Genomic DNA, 17,025 nt, shown 5'->3' with positions numbered 1-17,025 from the left:
GTGCATTGGCGATCGTCATGGTGAAACGGCCAAGCCGCCCGTCCCGGAGCAGGGCGAGCCTCAGTAGCGCTCGCCGGAAGCCAGTTCGCCACGCAGCGAGTTGGGCAGGGCCTCGGTGATCTCGACGTCGACGAAGTAGCCGATCAGCTCGGTGGGATTGGCCGCGCGGAAGTTGACCACCCGGTTGTTCTCGGTGCGTCCGGACAGCTGGCCCGGGTCGCGGGGCGAGAAGCCGCTGACCAGCACGCGCTGGGTAGTGCCCACCATGCGCCGACTGATCTGCATCGCCTGCTGGTTGATGCGCTCCTGCAGGATCGCCAGACGCTGCTTCTTGATCTCTTCCGGGGTCTCGTCGTCAAGCGCCGCCGCCGGGGTGCCCGGGCGAGCGGAGTAGACGAAACTGAAGGACACGTCGAAGCCGATGCGATGGATCAGGTCCATGGTCGCCTCGAAGTCCTCCTCGGTCTCGCCCGGGAAGCCGATGATGAAGTCCGAGGAGAAGCTGATGTCCGGGCGCAGGGCGCGGATGCGCTCCATCTTGTCGACGTACTCTTCGACCGTGTGACCGCGCTTCATCGCCGCCAGGATGCGGTCGGAACCGGCCTGCACCGGCAGGTGAAGGTGGCTGACCAGCTCCGGAATCTCGGCGTAGGCCTCGATCAGGCTGTCGCTGAACTCCACCGGGTGCGAGGTGGTGAAGCGGATACGGTCGATGCCGTCCACCGCCGCCACGCAGGCGATCAGTTCGGCCAGATCGATTTCGTCGCCGTCGTCGTTGAGCCCGCGGTAGGCGTTGACGTTCTGGCCCAGCAGGTTGATCTCGCGAACGCCCTGGTCGGCCAGGTGGAAGACCTCGTCCATGACCGCCTCGAACGGCCGCGAGACTTCCTCGCCACGGGTGTAGGGCACCACGCAGAAGGTGCAGTACTTGGAGCAGCCTTCCATCACCGAGACGAAGGCGCTGGCGCCGTCGGAGCTGGGCTTGGGCAGGTGATCGAACTTCTCGATCTCGGGGAAGGTGACGTCCACCACCGAGATCTGGTTGTCACGGCTGGCGTCGAGCATGCTCGGCACCCGGTGCAGGGTCTGGGGACCGAACACCATGTCGACGTGGGGGGCGCGCTTGCGAATGGCCTCGCCTTCCTGACTGGCCACGCAGCCGCCGACGCCGATCACCAGATCGGGGTTGGACTGCTTGAGCTTCTTCCAGCGACCGAGCTGGTGGAACACCTTCTCCTGGGCCTTTTCCCGAATCGAACAGGTGTTGAGCAGGATCACGTCCGCGTCCTGTTCGTTGTCGGTCAGTTCCATCTGATGGGAGTCGCCGAGCAGATCCGCCATGCGGGCAGAGTCGTACTCGTTCATCTGGCAGCCGTGGGTCTTGATGAAGAGTTTCTTCGTCATAGCAATATGTCGGGCTCCCGGCCCGATGGGCACCAGGGGTGCCTGGTCACGTGAGTGGTGGTGAATGGGCGCGAGACTGGCGGTCGAACGACCGTGGCGCATGGTGGCGCATTATACGCACCCGGCCCGGGTGGGGCCAGTTTGCCGACGTACCGGCCAGGGACCAGGGCAGGGCGCGCGGAGATCCCGGTGGATCTTGGTCCACCGGCCGGGGTATCCCGGTGAGCCAATGTGATAGTCTTGCGGGCGGATGGGAACGCGGGCTGGCTATTTTATGACCATTTTGTGCCAACCCCAGGTGTCTCGCCCGCAGGACAGCGATGTCCAGCGGTTTTCCCGACACTTGTCCACAGGAGCTGTGGAACGTTTGTCACCCTCCTTGGTCTCATCGCACGTTGCGGCTTGGCAGGAAGCCGGCGCAGCGTCACTCGAGTCGCAACCGAGCCCAGATTAGCCAGGAAAGACGGCATGAAAACGCAATTTCTCAAGACAGTGACCCTGGGCCTCGCCCTGACCGGCGCCGCCCTGCCGGCGATGGCTCAGGACGACGGCACCTCACGGTGGGTGTCGGACGAACTCACCACCTATGTGCGTAGTGGTCCCACCGACGGCTACCGCATCGTCGGCACCTTGACCGCCGGCCAGCCGGTGACCCTGCTGGACACCTCCGGCGACTATTCCCAGGTCCGAAGCGACAGCGGAGACGTGGTCTGGGTCCCCAGCAGCGAATTGCAACAGACCCCCAGCGCCAGCGACCAGCTGCCCAAGCTCGAGGCAAGGGTGGAAGAACTCACCGAGGAGCTCGACGGCATCAACGAAAGCTGGGAAGAGCGCACTCGGACCATGACCGAGACCCTCGAGGTGCGCGAGAGCCGCATCGCCGAACTGGAAGCACGCAATCATGAGCTGGAGAGCGCCTTCAGCGATATCAGCGAGACCAACAAGGACCTCGAGGCTCGCCTGGAGACCCGCAAGGAAGACCTGCTGATGCGCTACTTCATGTACGGCGGGGGCGTCGCCGGGGCGGGCCTGATCGTCGGCCTGATCGTGCCGCACCTGCCGCGGCGTCGGCGCAAGCGCGACCGCTGGTTCTAGCACCCGGGACAGAGAATTCGATGCACGAACACTGGTTGAAACGCTGGGAAGAGGGGCGCATCGGCTTTCATCGCGATAGCGTTCATCCTGCACTGATCCGCCACTGGCCGATGCTGGGGGTGGTTCCCGGGACCAAGGTGCTGGTGCCACTGTGCGGCAAGAGCCTGGACATGCGCTGGCTGGCCGAGCATCAACATCCGGTGCTCGGCATCGAGCTGTCGGAGCGCGCGCTCGAACAGTTTGTGGAAGATGGCCGAGGGGAGGTGTCGCGCTACCAGCAGGACGGTTTCGCGATTCTGCGTCAGGGCAGTATCGAGCTATGGTGCGGTGACTTCTTTCACTTCCATATCGCCCAGGCCTCGGAGATCGGCGCCTTCTATGATCGCGCCGCCCTGATCGCCTTGCCCGAGGCCACCCGCCAGCGCTACGCCTTTCACCTGGCCCAGCTGATACCGCCTGGCGCGCGGGGGCTGCTGGTCAGTCTGAGTCGGAGCGGCGACGACGGTCCGCCGTTCCATGTGGACGGCGCCGAAGTGAGGCGGTTGTTCGACCCCAACTTCATCGTCACCCACCTGGAAGACGGCGAGCCCGAAGCCAATGGCTTTCGTGAGTCGGTCTGGGCGCTGGTACGGCGTGGTCCCACCACCGACGAGTGATTGAGTGCATCAAACCAAAGCGCGCCACCCACAAGGGGCGGCGCGCTGTCGTGTGCCTGCCTGGCCCGCCCCGCGGGGCGGGCGAGCGTCAACGGGCCAGCAATTGGCCCAGCTCCGGGTCGGCGAAGGCCCGGTTCAGACCGTCGGTGAGCAGGTCGGTGACCATGCGCTGATTGGTTGCCTTGTCCGGCTTCACCGCATAACTCTGCACGCGGCGCGAGGTGTAGGTGCCGGTGTAGGTCTGGCCGTCATTGCTGGCTTCGGCCTCGATGACGCTTTCCAGTCTGGCCTCGTCCACCAGCGGCTGACTCTGGCCGCGTTCATAGCTCAGCTTCTTCAGCGTCAGCGTCAGGCTGGGGCGGCCCGGAGCCGGTTCGGCGGTGGGGCTGAAGCCCATCTCGCGCACCGCCCGCTCCACCTCGGCCTGAAGCCTCGGCACGATCTCGTGGGGGCTGACGCTGATGGTGGCGGTGGAGCTTGCGCTGCCGCTGCGGGTACCGAGCACGTCCGAGGGGCGGTCATCGGCGGCGATGACGGTGACCGCCTGGCCAGAGCCGGAGGCCGGCACGGCCACGCTGCGCTTGGGGTCGGGCTGCAGATGGTGGGGGCTCGAGCAGGCGCTGAGCGCGAGCAGCGCGGTCACACCAGCGGCGCCCAGCAGAAGGCGACGAAGCATAGGGGGAACTCCTTGTCGTGTTATCGGTAGAAATCGCACCGTAGTGCGCACTCGTCGGGCGAGGCTTTGCCTGGACGGGCGATAGTACGTCTATCAGAGGGGGGCGTGCAGCAAAAGTTCCTGGGCTGATCGAAGCGGACAAGGCCCGCCAGGTGGGCGTCTGCGCCGCACTCGCGGTGCTTGGACAGGGCGCCACCCTTGGCGGCGCTTAGACGGTGGCGCCGGATTCTCGGCGCTTAGGCTTAGACAGTTGCGCCGGATTCTCGGCGCTTGGCACCACTCTTGGCGGATCTATCACCCGACACGTCCGGTTGCTGGCTATCGGGCCGACTGTCTGGATAGTGGTGCCAGCGGCGGGGCAGGGCGTAGACCCGGGAGCCACGGCCAAGTGCCAGGCGTTCGGCGTCGCCATGGCTCAGGGTCGCCATCCAGGGCTCGTCCATCCAGTCGGCGTTCAGCTCGATGCGCACTTCGGCGCCCACCGGGACCACCGCGGTGACCACCGCGGGCAGGTGAGCGTCGGCACTGGGGGCGGCGGCCACCTGTACCTCGTGGGGGCGCAGCAGGATCTCCTGAGGGCCGTCGTCCAGGTCCAGTGTCAGGCGCGCCTCACCGCAGGTCAGCACGCCGCCGCGAACCTCGCCTTCCAGATGATTGACGTCGCCGAGGAATTCGAACACGAAGCGATTGCGCGGTTGACGGTACAGCGTCTCCGGGGTGTCGATCTGCTCGATACGGCCGTTGCTCATCACCACCACACGGTCAGACAGCTCCAGCGCTTCCTCCTGGTCGTGGGTCACGAACACGCTGGTGAAGCCCAGCTCGTCGTGCAGGTGCCTGAGCCAGCGGCGCAGCTCCTGGCGGACCTTGGCATCGAGCGCCCCGAAGGGTTCATCGAGCAGCAGCACCTCTGGCTTGAGCGCCAGGGCGCGTGCCAGCGAGACACGCTGCTGCTGCCCGCCGGAGAGCTGCGCCGGGAAGCGTTCGGCCAGGTGAGACAGCTGCACCATCTCCAGCAGTTGCATGACCCGGGAGCGGATCTCACCGCTGGACGGACGCTTGCGGCGGGGCAGCACGGTCAGGCCGAAGGCGACATTGTCGAACACGCTCATATGGCGGAACAGCGCGTAGTGCTGGAACACGAAGCCGATACGCCGGTCACGTACGTGGACATGGGTCACGTCGCGTTCGCCGAACAGAATGCGGCAGTCGGGGTGGTCGTCCGGTGTCTCGAGCCCGGCGATGATCCGCAACAGGGTGGTCTTGCCGGAACCGGACGGGCCCAGCAGGCCGATCAGCTCGCCGCTGTTGATGTCCAGGTCGATGGGAGACAGCGCCTGGGAGCGTCCGAAGTGCTTCTGGATATGGTCGAGACGAATGCTCATGTCAGGGCCTCCCGGCGCGTGGCGCGCCATTCGAGCGTGGCCTTGGCGGCCAGGGTAAGCAGGGCGATCAGTGCCAGCAGGGCGGCGCTGGCGAAGGCGCCGACGGTGTTGTAGTCCTGATACAGAAGCTCCACGTGCAGCGGCAGGGTGTTGGTCTCGCCGCGGATGGCCCCAGAGACCACCGAGACCGCGCCGAATTCACCCACCGCCCGGGCGTTGGTCAGTATCACGCCGTAGAGCAGGGCCCAGCGGATATTGGGCAGGGTCACCCGGCGAAACAGCGTAAAGCCGCGTGCGCCGAGGGTTACCGCCGCTTCTTCCTCGCGGGAGCCCTGGGCCTGCATCAGCGGGATCAGCTCCCTGGCGACGAAGGGGCAGGTGACGAAGATGGTCACCATCAGGATGCCGGGCCAGGCGAACATCAACTGGATGTCGTGGGCATCCAGCCAGCCGCCGATCCAGCCGTTGCGGCCGTAGAGCAGCAGGTAAACCAGGCCCGCCACCACCGGCGAGATGGCGAAGGGGATGTCGATCAGTGTCTGCAGCAGGCGCCGTCCGGGGAAGGCGAAGCGGGTCACCAGCCAGGCCAGCATCACCCCGAAGACCAGGTTGACCGGGATCGTCAGCAGGGTGATGAACAGGGTCAGGCCGATCGCCGCCAGGGTGAAGTGATCCGTGACATTGGCGATGAAGGGCCCGACACCCTCGGCCAGGGCCTGGGCGAAGATGGCCAGCAGCGGTAGCAGCAGAAACAGTGCCGAGAGCGTTACCGCCAGCGCGATCAGGCTGCGCCTGAGCCAGGGGGCGTCACCGATTCGTTGCATCAGCCGCGTCCTCCGTGCAGTCGGCGGATAAAGCGTCCCTGCCACAGGTTGATCGCCAGCAGCAGCGCCAGCGAGGTCGCCAGCACCACCGACGCGATGGCCGAGGCCCCCACGTAGTCGTACTCCTGCAGCTTGACGAAGATCATCAGCGAGGTGATCTCGGTCTCGTAGGGCATGTTACCGGCGATGAAGATCACCGCACCGAATTCGCCCAGGGAGCGCACGAAGGCGAGCCCGGTGCCGGTGACCAGGGCCGGCCACAGGTGGGGCAGGATGACCCGACGAAAGGCCACGCCGTCGCGGGCGCCCAGACTCATGGCGGCTTCGTCGATTTCCGCGGGCAGGTCCTCGAGCACCGGCTGCACCGTGCGCACGACGAAGGGGATGCTGGTGAAGGCCATGGCCAGGGCGATGCCGACCCAGGTGTAGGACACCTGCCAGCCCAGCGGCTCCAGCAACTGTCCCATCCAGCCCTTGGACGAGTAGAGCGTTGCCAGGGTGATGCCGGCGACCGCCGTGGGCAGCGCGAAGGGCAGGTCCATCAGGGCATCGAGCAGGCGCTTGCCGGGGAAGTCATAGCGCACCAGCACCCAGGCCATCAACAGCCCGAACACGGCGTTGACCAGCGCCGCCACCAGGGCGCCACCGATGGTGGTGACGTAGCTTGCCACCACGCGGGGTTCACTGATGATGAACCAGTACTCGGACAGCGACAGCCCCTTGAGCTGGCCGACCAGGCCGGTCAGCGGCAGCAGCAGTACCAGCGAGACGAAGGTGAGGCTGATGCCCAGAGACAGGCCGAAGCCCGGCAGCACGCGGCGCCGGGCGGATCGGGCAAAGGGCAGGGAGATGGCCTTGTGCATGGGATAGGTCGCTTGCCTTGACGATCAGCGACGCTGCAGCTGGTCCAGCTCGCCGCCGCTCTTGAAGTGGGTGTCCATGGCGCTGTTCCAGCCACCGAACACGTCCTGAACCTCGAACAGCTCGGTCTCGGGGAAGCTATCGGCGAACTCTTCCTTCACCGCTTCGTTGTGGACGCGGTAGTTGAAGCCTGCCAGCTGGCGCTGGGCCTCCTCGGTGTAGAGATAGTCGAGGTAGGCACGGGCGAGCTCGAGGTTGCCGTTGCGCTCAGCGTTTTCCTCGACCACCGCCACCGGGAACTCGGCGAGGATGCTGACCGGCGGCACGATGACGTCGTATTCGTCGCTGCCGTACTCGTCACGGATATTGTTGACCTCGGACTCGAAGCTGATCAGCACGTCGCCGATGCCACGTTCGATGAAGCTGGTGGTGGCGCCGCGGCCGCCGGTGTCAAACACCTTCACATTGCCGAGGAAGTCGCTCATGAACTCGCGCACCTGGTCCTCGTCGCCGTCGAAGTTGCGCTCGGCGGCACCCCAGGCGGCCAGGTAGGTATAGCGGCCGTTACCGGACGTCTTGGGGTTGGGGAACACCAGTTCGACGCCCTCGGCGGCCAGGTCTTCCCAGCTCTCGATGCCCTGGGGGTTGCCCTTGCGCACCAGGAAGGCGGTGGTGGAGTAGTAGGGCGAGGCATTGTTGGGCAACTGGCTCTGCCAGTCTTCCGCGACCAGGCCGGCATCGGCCAGTACCTGGACGTCGGTGACCTGGTTGTAGGTCACCACGTCGGCCTTCAGGCCCTGCAGGATGGCGCGGGCCTGGGCGGAAGAGCCGCCGTGGGACTGCTTGATGGTCAGCTCACCGTCATTCTCTGCCTGCCAGTGCTGCTGAAACGCCGGGTTGATGGCGGCGAACAGCTCGCGGGCGATGTCATAGGACGAGTTGAGCAGCTCCTTGTCCTCGGCCATTACCGGCGAGGCCATGGCACCGCCGAGGCCGGCGGCCAGGGACAGGGACAGGGCGGTACGGCGCAGGATCGGGGGCAGCTTCATGTCGGGGTTCCTTGACGTCGGGGGTGGGCCGGGGAAATCGGCGGATCGCAACGAAGGCTAAGGCTAATTTTAAGGAATTACAATCCTGTTTGTTAAAACTGTTTGGAATATAAGATGTCGCAACGCGCATACTATAGACGACTGCAACCGGACGAATCGGCAGAAGACGTGGAGGAAGATCGCTGATGCGGGCGGGACCAACTGCTAGAATGCCGCTTTTCGTCGAGCCCTTGTGGCCTCCACCATGACTCTCTCCTCGGATGACTCCATGAACGACTTCCTGATCGCGCCTTCGATCCTGTCCGCTGACTTCGCCCGCCTGGGAGAAGAGGTCGACAACGTGCTGGCATCGGGTGCCGATATCGTCCACTTCGACGTGATGGACAATCACTACGTGCCCAACCTGACCATCGGGCCGATGGTCTGTGAGGCGCTGCGCAAGCATGGCGTCACCGCGCCCATCGACGCCCACCTGATGGTCAAGCCGGTGGATCGACTGATCGGTGACTTCATCGATGCCGGTGCCAGCTACATCACCTTCCACCCCGAGGCCTCCGAACATATCGATCGCTCGCTGCAGCTGATTCGTGACGGCGGCTGCAAGGCCGGGCTGGTGTTCAACCCGGCGACGCCACTGTCCTACCTGGACTACGTGATGGACAAGGTCGACATGGTGCTGCTGATGAGCGTCAATCCGGGCTTCGGCGGTCAGTCGTTCATCCCGGCGACGCTCGACAAGCTGCGCCAGGCGCGTGCGCGCATCGACGCCAGCGGACGGGACATTCGTCTGCAGGTGGATGGTGGCGTGAAGGTAGACAATATCGCCGAGATCGCGCGCGCCGGGGCGGACACCTTCGTCGCGGGCTCCGCGGTGTTCGGCGCGCGTCGCGACGAGGACCCCCACGGCTACGACAGCATCATCGCCGACTTTCGCTCGCGCCTGGCCTCTACGCGGTGATTGGCGATTCGGACTATGCTGGCTCAGGCAAGCCGGGCTTGGATGAGTCGGTCTCAGATGAGCCTGTCTCAGGCGAGCCAGTACCCGAGCTGCCGGCGGCGGCAACGACGACGTGGTACCTGTATATCGTCGAGACGGCGGCCGGGGCGCTTTATACCGGCATTACCACCGATGTTGCCAGGCGTGTCGAGCAACACCGCAGCGGGAAGGGCGCCAAGGCGCTGCGTGGCAAGGGCCCGCTGACGCTTCGCCATCAGGAGCCGGTCGGCACGCGAGGTGACGCCAGCCGGCTGGAAATCGCCGTCAAGCGCATGTCGGTGCGTCGCAAGCGCCAGTGGCTGGCGGCGCGCATCAGCACTGACGAAGCGAGGGCGGTGGTCGAGCAGGATCGTACTTCGATAACGAAAACGACATACAAGGAGAGGTAGATGGAGTTCCTGCAAAAGCTGGACGTGGAGGCCCTGATCGAGTTTGCCTCGACCACCGGGCTGCAGTTTCTGATCAATCTGGTCGCCGCGGCGGCGATCTTCATCATCGGGCGCTGGGTGGCCAAGGCGGTACACCGGGTGGTGGTCAAGGGCATGCAGCGTGCCGACGTCGAACCCCTGCTGGTCAAGTTCCTCGGCAACATCCTGTATGCCTTGCTGCTGACCTTCGTGATCCTGGCCGCCATCAGCCGGATCGGTATCCAGACCGCCTCGTTGATCGCGGTGATCGGTGCCGCCGGTCTGGCGGTGGGTCTGGCCCTGCAGGGGTCGCTGGCCAACTTCGCCGCCGGGGTCATGGTCATCATCTTCCGCCCCTACCGGATCGGCGACTACGTGGAGGCCGGTGGGGTCAGCGGCACCGTCGAGGATGTGCAGATCATCAGCACCGAGCTGAGCACACCGGACAATCGCAAGATCATCGTGCCCAACGGCCAGATGATGAGCGGTGCCGTGGTCAACTATTCTGCCCACGCCACTCGTCGGGTCGATCTGACGGTGGGGGTCGGCTATGACGACGACATCGATACCGTGCGACGGGTGCTGGAGAGCGTGGTCGCCGACGACCCTCGCGTGCTCAGCGAACCGGCGCCGAATATCCGCATGAATGCCATGGGCGACTCCTCCATCACCTGGATCGTGCGGCCCTGGGTGCAGGCATCCGACTACTGGGACGTCTACTGGGAGATGACCGAGGAGATCAAGCGTCGCTTCGATCGCGAAGGCATCAGCATTCCCTTTCCCCAGCGTGACGTGCACCTCTATCACCACGCCAAGGACGAGCCCCAGGCCAACGCCTGAGCAGGATGTGGTGCTGTCGATGACGACAAGCAAGAGAGGCTGCCCTGGGGCAGCCTCTCTTGCTGTAAACGTGCGTGCGATGTCTGCCAGGGGAGTGCGGGCAGGGACTAGGCTCTGTCCGAAAAGTCGACGAGTGCAGGCACTTTTCAGACGAGCCCTAGTGCAGCTTTAGCCTGGGCTTGAGGAAGCGGTTAAGCCCATCCACCACCACCATCATGGCGGTCTTGACCGTGCCGTGGATGGCGCGCTGGTGCATGCGGTAGAGCGAGGCGTAGAAGAAGCGCGCCAGGTTACCCTCGATGAACAGACTACGGGCCGAGGCGGCGCGCATCAGGCTGCCGATGGCGTCGAAGTGGGCCAGCGAAATCAGCGAGCCTCGGTCGCGGAAGACAAATTCCTTGAGCGGCTTGCCGTCGACCACGGCACACAGGTTGCGGTAGAGCACGCCGGCCTGCTGGTGGGCGGCCTGGGCCCTGGGTGGCACCACCGTGCCGTCTTCCTGGGGGCAGCTTGCGCAGTCGCCGAAGGCGAAGATGCGCGGGTCATCGATGCTCTGCATGGTGGCGGCCACCTTGACCCTGTTGTTGCGCTCCACCTCCAGCCCCAGTTCTGCCAGGAAGGCCGGAGCCTTGATGCCGGCGGCCCACACCCCCAGGTCGATCTCGATGGCGTCATCGTCGGTGGTGTGGATGGCGCGCTCGTCGACCATGGTCACCCGGGTGTCCACATGGACCTTGACCCCCAGGTTCTCGAGTTCCTTGTGCACCGCGCCGCTGATGCGGTCCGGCAGCGCCGGCAGCACCTTGGGTGCGGCCTCGATCAGGTGGACCCGCAGGTGCTCGCGGCCCAGCGCGGTAAAGCCGTAGCTCTTGAGCATGCGCGAGGCGTCGTGCAACTCGGCGGCCAGTTCGACGCCGGTGGCCCCGGCCCCGATGATGCCCACGGTAATGCAGGGATCCTGATCCTCGAGCCGGGTGCTGTAGCGCATGAAGGTATTGAGCAGTGCCTGGCGAAAGCCTTCGGCCTGGGCAGGGCTGTCGAGGAAGTGGCAGTGGTCCGCCACGCCTTTCGTGCCGAAGTCGTTGCTGACGCTGCCGACTGCCAGTACCAGGTGATCGTAGTCGAGACGCCGCGCCGGCAGGATCTCGTTGCCCTCGTCATCGACGATGGGGGCCAGGGTCAGTTGGCGGGACTCGCGATCCAGATCGCACAGGGTGCCGCGCTGGAAGCGGTAGCCGTTGGCCGCCGAGTGGGCCTGATAGGAAATCTCGTCGAGGCCCGAGTCGAGGACGCCGGTGGCGACCTCATGCAACAGCGGTTTCCAGATGTGGGTCGAATTGCGATCGACCAGCACGATGTCGGCCTTGTCCTTCTTGCCGAGCCGTCGTCCCAGGCGCGTGACCAGCTCAAGGCCGCCGGCGCCGCCGCCGACAACCACGATGGTGGGTTTGCTCATGATGAGCTCCAGAAAAAAGGTGGAGCGCCATCATAGACAGATAAGTGCTTGGCTGACCACGGCGCTTGCGCCAGAATGTGCGCCGCGCATAGATATTCCAATTTCGGCATAGTCGAGGAGACGGCCTATGGGTGACGCCCTGGAGGGGGTGCTGTTGGTGGCCTTCGATCTGGATGGCACCCTGATCGATTCGGTCCCGGACCTGGCAGCGGCGGTGGATGCCGCCTTGATCGACGTCGAACTGGCGCCGGCAGGCGAAGCCAGGGTGCGCGACTGGGTCGGCAATGGTGCCTGGGTGCTGCTGGAACGTGCCCTGACCGATGCACTGGGCGAGGCCCCCAGCGAGGTGCTGTTGAAGACCGCCCACGAGCGCTTCCTCGAGCACTACCATCGCCGTCCCTGCGACAGGACGAGGCTCTATCCGGGGGTGACGGAGACCTTGAAGCGGCTGTTCGGGCGGGGTCTGATCCTGTGTCTGGTCACCAACAAGCCCGAGGCCTTCATCCACCCGATCCTCGAGCACCTGGGTATCGATGGCTTCTTTTCCGCCTGCCTCGGTGGCGACACCCTGCCTCGTCGCAAGCCTGATCCCATGCCGCTGCGGCACCTGTCCCAGCAGTTCGACGTCTGTCCCTCGTACTGTCTTATGGTGGGCGACTCCCGTCACGATGTCGCGGCGGGCAAGGCCGCCGGTTTCCGTACCGTGGCGGTGCCTTACGGCTACAATCACGGCGAGCCGATCAGCCTGAGCGAGCCGGATCTGGTGGTTGAATCGCTGGAACAACTCGTTTAGGGTTTTTTGGCATGACACTATCGTTAGCGTCATGCCGATAAATCCTCGCTATTGCAGGCTTTACCAGGCGCCCGTCACAGGGAATCCCGTCGTGTGGAATCCTCGAGCGCGGCGCCCGGGTCTCGCGGTAGCTGTCTGTCACTCGTTGGCTTCATTCATTCGTTTCGCTGGTGGACTGCCCATGGCCCAGCCTTGCTTCTCCTCGATGTCCTGTCCGCATCTGTCTGCGTCGCTGCCTACGACGTCCTGCGGTTGGCGATGGTGACCGTTACTCCGTTCTTGTCGTTGTCACTTTCGTCTCTTGAATTGAGGATCTGGGCATGATGACCCCCGAGCGTTTCGACGAGCTGGCCCAGGCCGGCTACAACCGTATTCCCATCACCCGCGAGATGATGGCCGACCTGGACACGCCGCTGTCCACCTATCTGAAACTGGCCGATCAACCCTGGACCTTTCTGCTCGAGTCGGTGACCGGCGGCGAGAAGTGGGGGCGTTACTCGATCATCGGTCTGCCCTGTCGCGAACGCATCGAGGTGCGGGGCTATCAGGTTCAGCATATTGTCGATGGTGACGTGACCGGCGCCACCGAAGTGGAAGATCCGCTGGCCTGGATCGAGGAGTTTCAGCGTCGCTTCAAGGTGCCGGTGCTCGACAACCAGCCGATCTTCGACGGCGGACTGGTGGGCTACTTCGGCTACGACACCATCCGCTATATCGAGCCGCGCCTGGCCGGTGTGGAGAAGGACGACCCCATCGGGGTGCCGGACATCCTGTTGATGGTGTGCGATGAGCTGGTGGTGTTCGACAACCTTTATGGGCGTCTGACCCTGTGGACCCACGCCGATCCTTCCACGCCCTCGGCCTACAGCGCCGCCCAGGCCCGGCTGAGCGCCCTGGAAGACGCCCTGCGCAGCCCGCTGTCGGTGGCCTCGCGAGTGCCCGGTGACGCGCGCCCGGCGGTGGAGGAGGGGCACTTCACCTCCGGCTTCACCGAAGAGGGCTTCAAGTCGGCAGTGGAAAGGATCAAGGAGTACGTGCTGGCGGGCGACGTGATGCAGTGCGTGCCGTCCCAGCGCATGTCGATCGAGTTCCAGGCCGAGCCGCTGGACCTGTATCGGGCTCTTCGCAGCCTCAATCCGTCGCCCTACATGTTCTTCTTCAACCTTGACGACCACCATGTGGTGGGTGCCTCGCCGGAGATCCTGACCCGCCTGGAGGATGGCATGGTGACGGTGCGTCCGATCGCCGGCACCCGGGTGCGCGGCAAGACCGAGGCCGAGGACAAGGCGCTGGAGGAGGACCTGCTGGCCGACCCCAAGGAGGTCGCCGAGCACCTGATGCTGATCGACCTGGGCCGCAACGACGTCGGCCGCATCTCCGAGACCGGCAGCGTCGAGGTGACCGATCAGATGGCCATCGAGCGCTACTCCCACGTCATGCACATCGTCTCCAACGTCACCGGCAAGCTGAAGCCGGGCTACAGCGCCATGGACGTGCTGCGCGCCACCTTCCCGGCGGGCACCCTGTCCGGAGCGCCCAAGATCCGCGCGATGGAGATCATCGACGAGGTCGAACCGGTCAAGCGCGGCGTCTACTCCGGGGCCGTCGGTTATCTGTCCTGGCATGGCAACATGGACACCGCCATTGCCATCCGCACCGCGGTGATCAAGGACGGTCAGCTGCACGTCCAGTGTGGCGCCGGCGTGGTGGCGGACTCGGTGCCCCAGTCCGAGTGGGACGAGACCCTGAACAAGGGGCGTGCGCTGTTTCGTGCCGTGGCCATGGCCGAGCAGGGACTGCGCTGAGTTCGGCCTGACATCCGCTTGACAGCCATGACCACGACACACACTATAAGCCCATGATGAATATGACCTCCGCACCGTCCCGTGATCGCCAGCAGTGGTGGCGCCCCTTCGACTGAAGCGGGCGGAGGAACCCTGAGCGCCGGGGTGTCGCGGACCACGGTCTGGACAACGACGGTCAGGACAGCGAAAGTGCCGCCCGCGAGGCGGCATTTTTGTGTGTGGGTCGTCTCGCTGGGTGAAGCCCAATATTGAATCCTGGAGCCACCATGATCTTGATGATCGATAACTACGACAGCTTCACCTACAACATCGTCCAGTACCTGGGCGAACTGGGCGCCGAGGTGGTGACCCGACGCAACGACACCATCAGCCTCGACGAGATCGAGGCCATGGCGCCCAGCCATATCGTAGTGTCGCCGGGGCCCTGCACGCCCAACGAGGCCGGCATCTCGCTGGAGCTGATTCGCCACTTCGCCGGCAAGCTGCCGCTGCTCGGTGTGTGCCTCGGCCACCAGGCCATCGGCCAGGTGTTCGGCGGCAAGGTGGTCCGCGCGCCCCAGGTCATGCACGGCAAGACCTCCGACATTCGCCATGCCGGACAGGGCGTGTTCAAGGGCCTCGATGATCCGCTCTCGGTGACCCGCTACCATTCGCTGGTGGTGGAGCGCGAAAGTCTGCCGGAGTGTCTCGAGATCACCGCCTGGACCGATGACGACGACGTCACCCCCGGCCTGATCATGGGCCTGCGCCACAAGGAGCTGCCCATCGAAGGGGTGCAGTTCCACCCGGAATCGATCCTGTCGCGACAGGGACACGAGATGCTGGCCAACTTCCTCGAGCGCCACTGACTACCATCAGGAGACTTGCATGCAGATGACCAATGCCATCGCGGCGGTGATGCGCCGGGAGAACCTGGGCCGAGAGCAGGCCTATGCGGTGATGCGCACCATCATGACCGGCGAGGCCAGCGACGCTCAGGTCGCCGCCTTTCTGATGGGCATGGCGATGAAGGGCGAGACCGCCGAGGAAATCAGTGGCTGCGCCCAGGTGATGCGCGACCTGATGACGCCGGTAACGCTGTCCTGCGACAACGTGGTGGATATCGTCGGCACCGGTGGGGACGGCGCCAACCTGTTTAACGTATCCACCGCCTCGAGCTTTGTCGCTGCCGCCGCCGGCGCCCACGTGGCCAAGCACGGCAACCGAGGGGTGTCGTCGTCCTCGGGCAGTGCCGATCTGTTCCAGGTGGCCGGCATCGGCCTGGATCTGGACGCCGAACAGGTGGGCCGCTGCATCGAGGAGGTCGGCGTCGGCTTCATGTTCGCGCCCAACCACCACCCGGCCATGCGTCACGCCATCGGTCCGCGCCGCGAGATGGGCGTGCGCACCCTGTTCAATATTCTGGGGCCGTTGACCAACCCTGCCAGTGCGCCCAATCAGCTGCTCGGCGTCTACCACGCCGACCTGCTGGAGTTGATGGTGGAGGTGCTGCGTCAGCTCGGCAGTCGGCATGTGCTGGTGGCCCACGCCGAAGACGGCCTGGACGAAATCTCGCTGGCGGCACCGACCCGCATCGCTGAACTCAAGGATGGCGAGATCCATCGCTATACCCTGACCCCCGAGGATGTCGGTATCGAGCGTCAGTCGCTCGCTCCGCTCAAGGTCAAGACCGCCGAAGACAGCCTGCGCCTGGTCGAGAAGGCGCTTTCCGGCGAGGGGCCTGCGGCGGATATCGTCGCCCTCAACGCCGGGGCCGCCCTCTACGCCGCCGACGTGGCCGATTCCCTCAAGGAAGGCGTGCTGATGGCCCAGGACGCCCAGGGAACCAGGCTGGCGCTGGAAAAGATGAAGGAACTGGCCCACTTTACCCGGGTGTTCGCTCAGTAGGACCTTTCTGAAAAGAGCCCGACGGGCCGCAAGGAGAATCACAACATGGCCAATGCCACCCCGACGATCCTCGAGCGAATCCTCGAGCGCAAGGACGAGGAGGTCGCCAGCCGACGCCGCCAGGTCAGCGAACAGGCGCTGCTCGCGCGTGCCCGAGAGCAGGATGCACCGCGCGGTTTCGTCATCTCGCTGGCCGAGCGGATCCGCGACGGCGACGCCGCGGTGATCGCCGAGGTCAAGAAGGCGTCACCCTCGAAGGGGCTGATCCGTGAGGACTTTCGCCCGGCCGACATCGCCGCTCAGTACGCCCGGGGTGGGGCGGCCTGCCTCTCGGTGCTGACCGACGCTGACTTCTTCCAGGGCCATGAGGACTACCTGATTGCCGCCCGCGAGGCGTGCAGCCTGCCGGTGATCCGCAAGGACTTCATCGTCCACGGCTACCAGGTCAGCGAGGCGCGGGCCATCGGCGCCGACTGCATCCTGCTGATCGTCGCCGCCCTGGAGGACGCCCAGATGCGCGACCTGCACCAGCAGGCTGGCGAGCTTGGCATGGACGTGCTGGTGGAGGTCCACGACGCCCAGGAACTGGAGCGGGCGCTGGCGCTCGATCTGGATCTGGTCGGGATCAACAACCGCGACCTGCATACCTTCAATACCCGACTCGAGACCACCCTGGAACTGCTGCCGCGGATTCCGCCCGAGGTCACGGTGATCACCGAGTCCGGCATCCACAGCCGAGACGATGTGCTGCGCATGCGCGAGAACGACGTCCACGGCTTCCTGGTGGGCGAGGCCTTCATGCGCGAAGAAGATCCGGGCGAGGCCCTGCGGCGACTGTTCTTCTAAGTCCTGTACTCGCCTGAAGACACCTCGGGCCGGTCATCGACCGG

At 65.1% G+C, this 17,025-nt stretch carries 17 protein-coding genes; 10 read left to right on the top strand and 7 right to left on the bottom strand.

The genetic code is table 11. The annotated features are described in order from the left end of the window. Positions 1-60: 60 nt before the first annotated feature. On the bottom strand, positions 61-1,404 hold the full coding sequence (miaB, locus tag EBB56_RS01745) for a tRNA (N6-isopentenyl adenosine(37)-C2)-methylthiotransferase MiaB (protein ID WP_045991787.1): 1,344 nt from the start codon (positions 1,402-1,404) through the stop codon (positions 61-63). A 468-nt stretch (positions 1,405-1,872) separates the two neighbouring features. Here miaB and EBB56_RS01740 point away from each other — a divergent pair, with 468 nt between their 5' ends. Together EBB56_RS01740 and EBB56_RS01735 are read left to right on the top strand one after the other, a co-directional pair. Then, entirely contained in the window at positions 1,873-2,499 is a 627-nt protein-coding gene (locus tag EBB56_RS01740) for a TIGR04211 family SH3 domain-containing protein (RefSeq protein ID WP_108131485.1), read from the top strand. Positions 2,500-2,519: 20 nt separating this feature from the next. Continuing rightward, the gene (locus tag EBB56_RS01735; RefSeq protein ID WP_108449785.1) at positions 2,520-3,155 is read left to right on the top strand and encodes a thiopurine S-methyltransferase; all 636 of its coding nucleotides are present in this window, start codon (positions 2,520-2,522) and stop codon (positions 3,153-3,155) included. Between the two features lie 88 nt (positions 3,156-3,243). Here EBB56_RS01735 and EBB56_RS01730 read toward each other — a convergent pair whose 3' ends face one another. From EBB56_RS01730 to cysP, 5 genes are all read right to left on the bottom strand, one after another. Continuing rightward, positions 3,244-3,831, bottom strand: coding sequence for a YajG family lipoprotein (locus EBB56_RS01730; RefSeq protein ID WP_045991784.1), 588 nt, complete (start codon positions 3,829-3,831; stop codon positions 3,244-3,246). A 242-nt stretch (positions 3,832-4,073) separates the two neighbouring features. Further along, positions 4,074-5,216, bottom strand: a complete 1,143-nt coding sequence (locus EBB56_RS01725; protein WP_108449784.1) for a sulfate/molybdate ABC transporter ATP-binding protein — start codon at positions 5,214-5,216, stop codon at positions 4,074-4,076. Then, positions 5,213-6,040: a sulfate ABC transporter permease subunit CysW gene (cysW, locus tag EBB56_RS01720; protein WP_108449783.1), complete on the bottom strand. Its 828-nt coding sequence runs from the start codon at positions 6,038-6,040 to the stop codon at positions 5,213-5,215. Before cysW ends, EBB56_RS01725 begins: the two co-directional genes overlap by 4 nt. Then, entirely contained in the window at positions 6,040-6,903 is an 864-nt protein-coding gene (gene cysT, locus EBB56_RS01715) for a sulfate ABC transporter permease subunit CysT (protein WP_108131489.1), read from the bottom strand. The genes cysW and cysT overlap by 1 nt, the downstream gene beginning before the upstream one ends. 24 nt (positions 6,904-6,927) lie before the next feature. Continuing rightward, on the bottom strand, positions 6,928-7,881 hold the full coding sequence (gene cysP / locus EBB56_RS01710; protein ID WP_240184296.1) for a thiosulfate ABC transporter substrate-binding protein CysP: 954 nt from the start codon (positions 7,879-7,881) through the stop codon (positions 6,928-6,930). Between the two features lie 337 nt (positions 7,882-8,218). Between cysP and rpe the strand changes: the two genes are divergently transcribed. From rpe to EBB56_RS01695, 3 genes are read left to right on the top strand one after another with little or no spacing between them, the layout of a single operon-like run. Next, on the top strand, positions 8,219-8,908 hold the full coding sequence (gene rpe, locus EBB56_RS01705; protein WP_083970258.1) for a ribulose-phosphate 3-epimerase: 690 nt from the start codon (positions 8,219-8,221) through the stop codon (positions 8,906-8,908). 38 nt (positions 8,909-8,946) lie between these two features. Then, entirely contained in the window at positions 8,947-9,336 is a 390-nt protein-coding gene (locus tag EBB56_RS01700; RefSeq protein WP_311767520.1) for a GIY-YIG nuclease family protein, read from the top strand. Then, on the top strand, positions 9,337-10,194 hold the full coding sequence (locus tag EBB56_RS01695; RefSeq protein WP_045991780.1) for a mechanosensitive ion channel family protein: 858 nt from the start codon (positions 9,337-9,339) through the stop codon (positions 10,192-10,194). A 157-nt stretch (positions 10,195-10,351) separates the two neighbouring features. Here EBB56_RS01695 and EBB56_RS01690 read toward each other — a convergent pair whose 3' ends face one another. Next, a complete protein-coding gene (locus EBB56_RS01690) occupies positions 10,352-11,650 on the bottom strand; it encodes an NAD(P)/FAD-dependent oxidoreductase (RefSeq protein ID WP_108131491.1) in 1,299 nt (432 codons plus the stop codon). A 127-nt stretch (positions 11,651-11,777) separates the two neighbouring features. Here EBB56_RS01690 and EBB56_RS01685 point away from each other — a divergent pair, with 127 nt between their 5' ends. From EBB56_RS01685 to trpC, 5 genes are all read left to right on the top strand, one after another. Continuing rightward, positions 11,778-12,443 carry a phosphoglycolate phosphatase gene (locus EBB56_RS01685; RefSeq protein ID WP_108131492.1) on the top strand — a complete coding sequence of 222 codons (666 nt, stop codon included), beginning with the start codon at positions 11,778-11,780 and terminating at the stop codon, positions 12,441-12,443. A 323-nt stretch (positions 12,444-12,766) separates the two neighbouring features. Continuing rightward, on the top strand, positions 12,767-14,248 hold the full coding sequence (gene trpE, locus EBB56_RS01680; RefSeq protein ID WP_108450123.1) for an anthranilate synthase component I: 1,482 nt from the start codon (positions 12,767-12,769) through the stop codon (positions 14,246-14,248). Between the two features lie 266 nt (positions 14,249-14,514). Continuing rightward, the gene (locus EBB56_RS01675) at positions 14,515-15,096 is read left to right on the top strand and encodes an aminodeoxychorismate/anthranilate synthase component II (protein WP_124802572.1); all 582 of its coding nucleotides are present in this window, start codon (positions 14,515-14,517) and stop codon (positions 15,094-15,096) included. A 19-nt stretch (positions 15,097-15,115) separates the two neighbouring features. Then, entirely contained in the window at positions 15,116-16,135 is a 1,020-nt protein-coding gene (trpD, locus tag EBB56_RS01670; RefSeq protein WP_045994365.1) for an anthranilate phosphoribosyltransferase, read from the top strand. 45 nt (positions 16,136-16,180) lie between these two features. Then, a complete protein-coding gene (gene trpC, locus EBB56_RS01665) occupies positions 16,181-16,981 on the top strand; it encodes an indole-3-glycerol phosphate synthase TrpC (RefSeq protein ID WP_045994366.1) in 801 nt (266 codons plus the stop codon). The last annotated feature ends 44 nt before the right edge of the window (positions 16,982-17,025 follow it).

Origin of the sequence: Halomonas sp. YLB-10 (assembly GCF_003856855.1) — a bacterium.
Classification (GTDB): domain Bacteria; phylum Pseudomonadota; class Gammaproteobacteria; order Pseudomonadales; family Halomonadaceae; genus Halomonas; species Halomonas litopenaei.
Note: the sequence above shows the minus strand (reverse complement) of the source record. Positions and strands in the feature narration are given on the sequence as shown.